The organism is Pseudomonas sp. GP01-A4 (assembly GCF_058780865.1).
In genome coordinates this window covers 1-10,600 of sequence record NZ_JBYSWF010000076.1, presented here as the reverse complement: position 1 = coordinate 10,600, position 10,600 = coordinate 1, and the positions used below count along the sequence as shown (strand labels likewise).

General features: G+C 60.9%; 8 protein-coding genes. 4 read left to right on the top strand and 4 right to left on the bottom strand.

Annotated features, from left to right (window positions below):
- Nucleotides 1-225 precede the first annotated feature (225 nt).
- Both ettA and gdhA read left to right on the top strand, forming a co-directional pair.
- Nucleotides 226-1,890: an energy-dependent translational throttle protein EttA gene (gene ettA / locus AC3WKX_RS29455; protein WP_003215833.1), complete on the top strand. Its 1,665-nt coding sequence runs from the start codon at nucleotides 226-228 to the stop codon at nucleotides 1,888-1,890.
- A gap of 349 nt (nucleotides 1,891-2,239) precedes the next feature.
- A complete protein-coding gene (gdhA, locus tag AC3WKX_RS29450; RefSeq protein ID WP_003215835.1) occupies nucleotides 2,240-3,577 on the top strand; it encodes an NADP-specific glutamate dehydrogenase in 1,338 nt (445 codons plus the stop codon).
- Here gdhA and AC3WKX_RS29445 read toward each other — a convergent pair.
- From AC3WKX_RS29445 to AC3WKX_RS29430, 4 genes are all read right to left on the bottom strand, one after another.
- A complete protein-coding gene (locus AC3WKX_RS29445) occupies nucleotides 3,574-4,071 on the bottom strand; it encodes a GreA/GreB family elongation factor (protein ID WP_102606010.1) in 498 nt (165 codons plus the stop codon). The genes gdhA and AC3WKX_RS29445 overlap by 4 nt on opposite strands.
- Nucleotides 4,072-4,141: 70 nt before the next feature.
- Nucleotides 4,142-4,498: a hypothetical protein gene (locus AC3WKX_RS29440; protein ID WP_102369931.1), complete on the bottom strand. Its 357-nt coding sequence runs from the start codon at nucleotides 4,496-4,498 to the stop codon at nucleotides 4,142-4,144.
- Between the two features lie 389 nt (nucleotides 4,499-4,887).
- Nucleotides 4,888-6,741: an Lnb N-terminal periplasmic domain-containing protein gene (locus AC3WKX_RS29435; protein WP_087695249.1), complete on the bottom strand. Its 1,854-nt coding sequence runs from the start codon at nucleotides 6,739-6,741 to the stop codon at nucleotides 4,888-4,890.
- Nucleotides 6,742-6,834: 93 nt separating this feature from the next.
- Entirely contained in the window at nucleotides 6,835-7,323 is a 489-nt protein-coding gene (locus AC3WKX_RS29430; RefSeq protein ID WP_003215845.1) for a DUF3015 domain-containing protein, read from the bottom strand.
- A gap of 267 nt (nucleotides 7,324-7,590) precedes the next feature.
- Between AC3WKX_RS29430 and AC3WKX_RS29425 the strand changes: the two genes are divergently transcribed.
- Together AC3WKX_RS29425 and AC3WKX_RS29420 are read left to right on the top strand one after the other, a co-directional pair.
- Nucleotides 7,591-10,029 (top strand): Lon protease family protein, encoded by a 2,439-nt coding sequence (locus tag AC3WKX_RS29425; protein WP_003215847.1) that lies wholly within the window; start codon nucleotides 7,591-7,593, stop codon nucleotides 10,027-10,029.
- Between the two features lie 200 nt (nucleotides 10,030-10,229).
- Entirely contained in the window at nucleotides 10,230-10,556 is a 327-nt protein-coding gene (locus tag AC3WKX_RS29420; RefSeq protein ID WP_003215849.1) for a PA4575 family protein, read from the top strand.
- Nucleotides 10,557-10,600: the final 44 nt, after the last annotated feature.

Here is a 10,600-nt window from a genome sequence, read left to right as displayed (position 1 = left end):
GAGGGCGGCTAGCATGCCTTGTGTTGTGGCAAAGTGCCAGCCCCGCCTGGCTGGACTGCCCACCCGCATTCAGGTAGCTTTGCCGGTTACGCGAGGGCGTTCCAGCCCCAGACAATCAGGCATCTACCGCACGCAGGCATTGATAGACATCAACGGCCCGCGCGGCGCATGGCCTGGCACGGGTTTCGCCCGCTTAATTCATCAGTCACTGACGCTAGGTTCACCATGGCTCAATACGTCTTCACCATGCATCGGCTGGGAAAAGTTGTTCCGCCGAAGCGGGAAATCCTGAAAAACATTTCTCTGTCCTTCTTCCCGGGCGCCAAGATCGGCGTGCTCGGCCTCAACGGTTCGGGTAAATCCACCCTGTTGAAAATCATGGCCGGCGTCGACACCGAGTTCGACGGCGAAGCCCGCCCGATGCCCGACCTGAACATCGGCTACCTGCCACAGGAACCTATCCTGGACCCGACCAAGACCGTGCGTGAAGTGGTCGAGGAAGCGGTCAGCGTGATCAAGAACGCCCAGGCCCGCCTGGACGAGGTCTACGCGGCCTACGCTGAAGAAGACGCCGACTTCGACAAACTGGCGGCAGAACAGGCCAAGCTCGAAGCCATCCTGCAAGCCGCCGACGGTCACAACCTGGACCGCCAGCTGGAAGTCGCCGCCGACGCGCTGCGCCTGCCGGCGTGGGACGCCAAGGTTGAACACCTGTCCGGTGGTGAAAAGCGTCGTGTGGCCCTGTGCCGCCTGCTGCTGTCGGCCCCCGACATGCTGCTGCTCGACGAACCGACCAACCACCTGGACGCCGATTCCGTCGCCTGGCTGGAGCATTTCCTGCACGACTTCCCGGGCACCGTGGTTGCGATCACGCACGACCGGTACTTCCTGGACAACGTTGCTGGCTGGATCCTCGAGCTCGACCGTGGCGCCGGTATCCCTTACGAGGGCAACTACTCCGGTTGGCTGGAAGCCAAGTCCGACCGTCTGGCCGCCGAATCCAAGCAGCAATCGGCCCATGAAAAGGCCATGAAAGACGAGCTGGAATGGGTGCGTAAAGGCGCCAAGGCGCGTCAGTCGAAATCCAAGGCCCGTCTGGCGCGTTTCGAAGAGATGCAGTCCCAGGAATTCCAGAAGCGTTCCGAGACCAACGAAATCTACATCCCGGCCGGTCCGCGCCTGGGTGACAAGGTCATCGAGTTCAAGAACGTCTGCAAGGGCTACGGCGACCGCGTGTTGATCGACAACCTGTCGTTCTCCATGCCAAAAGGCGCCATCGTTGGCGTGATCGGCGGTAACGGTGCGGGTAAATCCACACTGTTCCGCATGCTGATGGGCAAGGAACAACCGGACTCGGGCACCATCGAAGTCGGCGAAACCGTGCAGCTGGCTTGCGTTGACCAGAGCCGCGACGACCTCGACGGCAGCAAGACGGTGTTCCAGCAGATTTCCGACGGTTCCGACCAGATCCGTATCGGCAACTACGAAATCCCGTCGCGCACCTACGTGGGTCGCTTCAACTTCAAGGGCGGCGACCAGCAGAAGTTCGTCAAGGACCTGTCCGGTGGTGAGCGCGGTCGCTTGCACCTGGCCCTGACCCTGAAAGAAGGCGGCAACGTATTGCTGCTCGACGAACCGTCAAACGACCTCGACGTTGAAACCCTGCGTTCCCTGGAAGAAGCCCTGCTGGACTTCCCGGGCGCCGCCATTGTGATCTCTCACGATCGGTGGTTCCTTGACCGCGTGGCCACTCACATCCTGGCGTACGAAGACGACTCCCAGGCGGTGTTCTTCGAAGGCAACTACACCGAATACGAAGCCGATCGCAAGAAACGCCTCGGCGAAGCTGCTGCCCAGCCGCATCGTGTACGGCACAAGAAGCTGGCCTGATCCGGGTTGGTGGTTTGAACAAGCGGAGCCTTCGGGTTCCGCTTTTTTTTGCGTGTTTTCAGGTGGACCGCGTCGTCTGCATCGCAGGCAAGCCAGCTCCCACAGTTGACCGCATTGTCATGGATGTACTGGATCAAATGTGGGAGCTGGCTTGCCTGCGATAGCGGATTAACTGTTGGTGCAAGGCCTGGATTGAAATCCTCATTAAGGTGCAAAAAACGCCTGTATTTATATCTAATGCACCATTTAAATTCACAAAAGCGACATTTTGCCCTGTCGCGGTGCGACATGAATTGATAAAGTCCGGGACAAATCTCCTTTAACGACAATAAATTTGCCGAGACTTTTCATGATCGAATCCGTTGAATCCTTCCTTGCCCGCCTCAAGAAACGCGACCCCGACCAGCCGGAATTCCACCAGGCCGTGGAAGAAGTCCTGCGCAGTTTGTGGCCGTTTCTTGAAGCCAATCCCCACTACCTGAACTCGGGCATCCTGGAGCGCATCTGCGAGCCGGAGCGTGCGATTGTGTTCCGGGTGTCGTGGGAAGATGACCAGGGCAAAGTACGGGTCAACCGCGGGTTCCGGATCCAGATGAACAGCGCCATCGGCCCTTATAAAGGTGGCCTGCGCTTCCACCCGTCGGTGAACCTGGGCGTGCTGAAATTTCTCGCCTTCGAACAAACCTTCAAGAACTCCCTGACCTCGCTGCCCATGGGCGGCGGCAAGGGCGGCTCGGACTTCGATCCCAAGGGCAAGAGCGACGCCGAGGTGATGCGTTTCTGCCAGGCGTTCATGAGCGAGCTGTATCGCCATATCGGCTCGGACGTGGACGTGCCCGCCGGTGATATTGGCGTGGGCGCCCGGGAGATCGGCTTCCTGTTCGGCCAGTACAAGCGCCTGAGCAACCAGTTCACCTCGGTGCTGACCGGCAAGGGCATGAGCTACGGCGGCAGCCTGATTCGCCCGGAGGCCACCGGTTTTGGCTGCGTGTACTTCGCTGAAGAAATGCTCAAGCGCAACGGCGAGCGGGTCGAAGGCAAGCGCGTGGCCATCTCCGGCTCCGGCAACGTCGCCCAGTACGCGGCGCGCAAGGTCATGGACCTGGGCGGCAAGGTGATTTCCTTGTCCGACTCCGAAGGCACTCTGTACTGCGAAAGCGGTTTGACCGAAGAACAATGGTCGGCATTGCTTGAACTGAAAAACGTACAGCGCGGGCGCATCAGCGAGCTGGCATCGCGTTTCGGCCTGGAATTCCGCGCCGGCAAAGCACCATGGGAACTGGCCTGCGACATCGCGTTGCCCTGCGCCACCCAGAATGAACTGGACGCCGAAGCGGCGCGCACCCTGTTGCGCAATGGCTGCGTCTGCGTGGCCGAAGGCGCCAACATGCCGACCACCCTGGAGGCGGTGGATATCTTTATCGAGGCCGGCATCCTGTTCGCGCCAGGCAAGGCGTCCAATGCCGGCGGGGTGGCGGTGAGCGGGCTGGAGATGTCGCAGAACGCCATGCGCCTGCTGTGGACCGCCGGTGAAGTGGACAGCAAGCTGCACAACATCATGCAGTCGATCCACCATGCGTGCGTGCACTACGGCGAAGAGAACGGCCGGGTCAACTACGTGAAGGGCGCCAACATTGCAGGCTTCGTGAAGGTTGCGGATGCAATGCTGGCCCAGGGCATCGTTTAACCCTCGGGTTCGATGCGCAGGATTTCGATCAACTGATCACCGACGGGGCGCCTCCACAGCACCTCGTCGCCCACCTGTGCACCCAGCAGCGCGCGGCCCAGGGGCGAACCCCAGTTGATCAGGCCCACCGTGGCGTCGGCCTGGTCTTCGCCCACTAACTGAATGCGCTGCGCTTCGTCCTGTTCGTTGGCAAAGGTCACCCAGCTGCCGATTTGCACCTTGTCGGTGGAGGTTGCCGGCGCCACCACCTGTGCGCTTTGCAGGCGCTGGTTGAAGTAACGCAAATCCCGCTCAAGGTCGGCCTGGCGCTGTTTATCGGCCTGCTCGCCCTTGGCGGATTCTTCGCTGTGCTCATGCTGCAACTGCGCGACCCTGGCCTGCAATTGTGCAAGTCCGCGGGCAGTGAGGTGATTGGGTTGCGCGCTGACCTGGCGTTCCACCGGTTGGCTGGCCTGGGCAGCGGCGCTGTCTTCGTTGACGAAAGCTCGACTCATGACGTTCTCCTGCTATGGAGTTTGGGCCATGGTCGCAGGGGTTAAGTTTCGCTGGATGTCTGGAAGCGACCTATTGCGAGCGAAAGGCCCTGGCAGCGTCGCGGTCTTTTTCCTGTTGCCAGGCGCGTTCGCGGTCGTCCCAGTGGCGATTCTTGTAGTCGTTCAGGTCTTCGTTCTCGCGCATGGCCTTGCATTGGCGAAAGCCATCATCCCAGCCTTCGGCGTAGGTGCGGTCTTTCAGGTAGCGCGGGACGTTCTTGCGAAATTCCCCGGTGATCACCCCGGCAGCCTGGCGGCCGCTGCTGCAACCGTCGTCATAGCCATCGGCGAAGGCGGGTGGATAACCCTTGGCCAGCAAATCCTCATGGGTTGATTGGCAACCCGACAGCAGGGCCAACAGGCCCAGCACTCCAGCGTACCGCCACATCGCTTGCTCCCTGGCCGTTGAACGGCTGATGGGGGAAGTGTAGGAGTGGATTCGTTCGGGGTATGTGAAACGGATGTGAGAAAACCGTGTGACGCTGCGGCTTCGGGCGATCACGCGCCCCCTGTGGCGAGGGAGCTTGCTCCCGCTGGGGCGCGAAGCGGCCCCTGTTCAGGGTATTGAGATATTCCAGAGAGGGTGAGGTGTCTGGTTTTGGGGCTGCTGCGCAGCCCAGCGGGAGCAAGCTCCTTATGGACTAATTAGAGATCGTTCCCACGCTCTGCGTGGGCATGCCGCTCTGGACGCTCTGCGTCCGCTTTTAAAGGTCGTGACGCGGAGCGTCACAGGATGCATTCCCTCGCGGAGCGTGGGAACGATCTACGGCTCAGGGATTAATAGTGATACCACTTCACTTCCAGCATCACTTCGTTCACCGGTGTCGCGAGGTGGCTGTATTCCCGCTGCGCACTCAGTCTCAGCCCCAGGTTGCGCGACAATTCCCACTGTTGATTCAGGCTGATACTGCGCCGCACCTCGCCATTGGTGAAGAAGTCACCCTTGGCTTCCAGGCTCAGGTTGCCCAGCGGGTTGCGCCACAACACACCTGTATTGAACCCGGCAGCCGGGGAGATGGCTTCACCGAAGTCGCTGTTGTGCTCCACGCGCACGGTGCCGAGGGCGAAGCCAAGCATGTCGTCGCGCAGTTGCCAGGTGCCGCCCGCGCCACCGTTGACGTGGCTGACGAGTGTCTCGTCGTCATGCTTGCCCGGTACGCGCTCCAGGCCGCCGGTGACTTGCCACGACCACGGCTGCAGCAGCTCGTTGCGTGGGGTCAGTGAGCGGATGGTTGCCAGATCCAGTTGCTGCAATTGCCAGTGGTTGCCTTCGTACTGGCGCAGTTTCATTTGCAGGATTTCAATCTGCGCGCCCAAGGGGAAGCCTTCGGCGTTGTCGTTCAGGTCGTGGTAGGCCATGCGCAGGCCGTATTCGCCGAAAGCCTTGTCGCCCCGGGTGCCGATGCCGGCTTGCCAGGTGCGGGATTCGTGGCCGTCTTCGGGCAGGCCGGGGCGTTCGATCTTCAGGTCCGGCGCCGGGTTCTGGTTGATCGCCCGCAGCAGTTCGAAGCTGCGCTGGGAGCGTTCGGTGTCGCGCTCCAGGCCGTTGGCGCGGTAGCGGCCAAGGCGGTAGGCGGCGTCGATGATCAGGGCCTGGCGGTCTTTGGCGATAGCCTTGAACGCCGGGTCCTGCAGTTGTTTCTGGTCGTCGCTGATCTTCAGCACCCATTGCTGCTCGTCGCTGTCCAGCGGCTTGGCGCGTTCCAGCAGCTCCCGTTCACGGGAAGGGCGGTAATCGATTTTCTCCACCAGGCCGGCTTCTTTCACGGCTTTTACCGTGTCGGTAGGGATCGCGGTCAGCGGGAATTGTTCGGTCAACCGCAGGCTTGGGCGGGCCACTTGCAGCAGTTCCAGCAGGCGATAGGAGCAGTTTTCGTCGAAGAAGAAGTAGTCGAATTGGATCTGCTTGAGTTCCCACACGTGCTCGACCATGCGCTCGGTCTCGACCTGGGTCAGGTTCAGGCGGTATTCCCACAGGTCGCGGTTCTCCAGGCTACGGTATTCCGAGAGTTTTTCCTGGTAGGGCACCAGCGCGAACAGGCCCGGGTAGCCGCCCATCAGGCCCTTCCAGGCGTAGAGGATGCTGTTGTCCGAGCCTTCGATATAGGCGCCAAAGTTGATCGCGTAGCTGAGCAGGGCGGTGTTGTTGCTCTGCACGTCAGCCTGGTCGATGCGCAGCAGGGTATGGCCGAACATTGATGACGGGCTGTTGAGGTAGGCCGCCGGGAAGATCATCACCGCGCTGTGGGGGGCGACGTCCTTGAACCATTGCTTGAACTCCTTGCAGTCCAGCGCCGGCAAGTCGCTCAGGTGCAACTGGTCCTTGAGCCAGCGTGTACGTGCCGGGTAAACGCATTGGGCGTGCTTTTCGCCGAGGCTGGCCGGGGCATACAGCGCCTCGACAGTGGCCTTCAGCTCCTGGTCCGGATGGTGGGCGCCATCGGGAGCGAGGAAGAATTTCTTGTCGCTGACATAGCTACGCCAGCCTTTGAACTTGCCGGATTCGTAGTGCCCCAGCGAAAGCCAGAACGGGTCGTTGGCCAGTTGCTGCAAACGTTGATCATCAAGGTGCGGCGCCGCATACAGCGGGGCGCAGGCGAAGAGTGCCAGGTAGGCAAGGCGTTTGAGCATGTGGGCAACTTAAGTCGAGATAAAAAGACCCAAAGGGGAGGCAGGTCCAAAAATAATAAAACCCGTGCCTCGAAAGGCACGGGCGGGTCGAGCTTAAGCCTGGGTAGCGTATTTCGCCAGACGGGTGTCGCTTTTCAGTACAGCCAGGGTGTTGTTGTGCACGTCATCAGCGGTTACGTCAGCCTTGCTGAAGATTTGCTGGAAGTGCTCGTGAGTCACAGCGGCAAAGTGCTCGCGATCTTCAGGAGCAACGCCCAGTACTACAGCGTAGGTAGTCAGCGCTTCGCCGTTACCCTTGGCCATGTCTTCGGACAGCTCGTTCATCATGCCATTCATGGCAATCCACGATTTGCCACCGTAGGTCAGTGCGCTGTTGGTGCTGCAGCCGTTGGTGCCCGAGGTCATGCCGAACGTGGCGTTACCCGAGGTACCGTTGGTGGTGGAGGCCAGGAAGTGAGCCGGAGTGCCGCGTTGGCCTTCGAACAACATGTTGCCCCAACCGCAGTTCGGGCCACCTGGCGCTTCTGCCATTGCATTGAGGGAGACGACGGTGAAGAGAGTACCGAGAAGGATCCGTTTCATAGCTTTGTTCTCTTTGTGTGCAAACCAATGGACAAGGGTTCAGGTGCCTGACAGCACCCTAGGGGTCGGTTATTAGTCCAACCCGCAGCAGGTTGGAGTTTAGGCATGATCCAAGGGTTCCGTGACTTTTTATGAAACAAGCCGGAAACACTCGGTTTTTTTACAGCCCCGAACACGGGTCTATGCTTTCCCCAAGCCGTCCTTGCCAGCCGGCCCAACCCGGCGCCAGAATGCCGTCATCTGCCCCGCCTGATGTAAGGAAGCCCGATGCCTGATCCTGTTGCTGCCAGCTTGCGTCTAGCGCCCGAAGCGCTGACTCGTCCTTTTTCCGCTGAACAGTTCAGCTTCTCGACCACCAATGATTTGGAGCCCTTTCGCGGTGTGCTTGGCCAGGAACGTGCGGTCGAAGCCTTGCAGTTTGGTGTGGCCATGCCACGCCCCGGTTACAACGTATTTGTGATGGGCGAGCCCGGTACCGGGCGCTTTTCGTTCGTCAAACGCTACCTCAAGGCCGAAGGCAAGCGCCTGCAGACCCCGGCCGACTGGGTCTACGTCAATAATTTCGATGAGCCTCGCGAACCCCGCGCGCTGGAACTGCCTGCGGGCGGTGCTGCCGCGTTCATCTCCGATATCAACGGCCTGATCGACAACCTGGTCGCGACCTTCCCGGCGGTGTTTGAACACCCGACGTATCAACAGCGCAAAAGCGCCATCGACCGTGCCTTCAACCAGCGTTACGACCGTGCCCTGGACGTCATCGAGCGCCTGGCCCTGGAAAAAGACGTGGCGCTGTACCGTGACAGCACCAACATTGCGTTTACCCCGATGCTCGACGGCAAGGCCCTGGACGAGGCCGAGTTCTCGCAGTTGCCCGAAGCCGACCGCGAGCGTTTCCACACCGATATTTCCGAACTGGAAGAACGCCTCAACGAAGAACTCGCCAGCCTGCCCCAGTGGAAGCGCGAGTCCAATAACCAGATGCGCCAGTTCAACGAAGAAACCATCACGCTGGCCTTGCAGCCACTGCTGGCGCCGTTGTCCGAAAAATATGCGGAGAACGCGGCCGTCTGCGGCTACTTGCAGGCGATGCAGGTCTACCTGCTGAAAACCGTGGTCGAGCAGTTGGTGGACGACGCGAAAACCGACGCCCAGGCCCGCAAGTTGCTGGAAGAACAGTACTGCCCGAGCCTGGTGGTGGGGCATCCGATCAACGGTGGCGCGCCGGTGGTCTTCGAGCCGCATCCGACCTACGACAACCTGTTCGGTCGTATTGAATACAGCACCGACCAGGGCGCGCTCTACACCACCTATCGCCAATTGCGTCCGGGTGCGCTGCACCGTGCCAACGGTGGTTTCCTGATCCTTGAAGCCGAGAAGATGCTCAGCGAGCCGTTCGTATGGGACGCCCTCAAGCGTGCCTTGCAATCGCGCAAGCTGAAGATGGAATCACCGCTGGGCGAACTGGGCCGCCTGGCCACGGTGACCCTCAACCCGCAAGTGATCCCGTTGCAGCTCAAGGTGATCATCATCGGCTCCCGCCAGTTGTACTACGCGTTGCAGGACGCGGATCCGGACTTCCAGGAGATGTTCCGGGTACTGGTGGATTTTGACGAAGACATCCCGATGGTGGATGAAAGCCTGGAGCAGTTCGCCCAGTTGCTGAAAACCCGCACCTCGGAAGAAGGCATGGCGCCGTTGACCTCCGATGCGGTGGCGCGGCTGGCGACCTACAGCGCGCGGTTGGCGGAGAACCAGGGCCGCTTGTCGGCGCGTATCGGTGATTTGTTCCAGCTGGTCAGCGAAGCGGACTTCATTCGTCACCTGGCCGGTGATGAGCGCACCGACTCCGGGCACATCGAGCGCGCACTCAAGGCCAAGGCCACGCGCACCGGGCGGGTGTCGGCGCGGATTCTCGACGACATGCTCGCCGGGGTGATCCTGATCGACACCGCCGGCGCGGCGGTGGGCAAGTGCAACGGGCTGACGGTGCTGGAGGTGGGTGATTCGGCGTTTGGTGTGCCGGCGCGGATTTCTGCCACGGTGTACCCGGGCGGCAGCGGCATCGTCGATATCGAGCGTGAAGTTAACCTCGGCCAGCCGATTCACTCCAAGGGCGTGATGATCCTCACCGGTTACCTGGGCAGCCGTTATGCCCAGGAATTCCCGTTGGCGATCTCGGCGAGTATCGCCCTGGAGCAGTCCTACGGCTATGTCGACGGCGACAGCGCGTCCCTGGGCGAAGCCTGCACCTTGATCTCGGCCCTGTCGAAGACGCCGCTCAAGCAGTGCTTTGCCATCACCGGCTCGATCAACCAGTTTGGTGAGGTGCAGGCGGTCGGCGGGGTCAACGAGAAGATCGAAGGTTTCTTCCGTCTTTGCGAGGCCCGCGGGCTGACCGGCGAGCAGGGGGCGATCATTCCCCAGGCCAACGTCGCGACACTGATGCTCGATGAGAAGGTGTTGCAGGCCGTGCGGCAGGGGCAATTCCACGTCTATGCCGTGCGTCAGGCCGACGAGGCCTTGAGCCTGCTGGTGGGTGAGCCTGCGGGTTCGCCCGACGAAGAGGGGCAATTCCCCGAAGGCAGCGTCAATGCGCGGGTGGTGGAGCGTCTGCGGGCGATCGCCGAGATGATCAGTGAAGATGACCTGAAGGAAGCCGAGAAGGAGTTGGCGCAGGAAGCACTGGCTGAGACCAAGCCGGTGTAATCAATGCCGAAGGGGCCTGGTTCCAGGTCCCTTCGGCATATTTTTGACGCCGTCGTGACGGCAGTCATCCGTTGGTCCCCCAGCCTTGGTTTGTACCGGGTTTCTTCTATTCTCAGCTCAAGGGATAGCCACAGGAGTCGCTGGATAGAAACAGTCTTGCCCTGCGAGGCTGAATACCGGATCTACCGAGGGTCGCCGCCATGTCGCGCAACCTCTGCCTCACCCGCCAGTGCCTGGGCCTGGTCACCCGTATCGAATGTTCCATTCGCCCTCTCGCGGGGGATACCGGGATGTGGACCTTGTTGTTTGCCGCCGGAATGACCGGCGAACAACCCTCCACCATCAAGTCCCAAGGCCCGTTCCACGGACCTTTCGTGGCACAAACCATCCTCGATTCGATTGTTGAAAGCCTGACCCTGCACGGCTACGAGCTGGCTGACGACCCGCAGATCTGGTGCCTGCACCTGCAGGCGCACTTGCGACAACTCAACGGTGGGCGGCAGACGGTGCTAAGCGATATCCGCTGACCGCACTCCCCCCGTAGCAGCTGGCGCTCGACAGCTGCTACGGG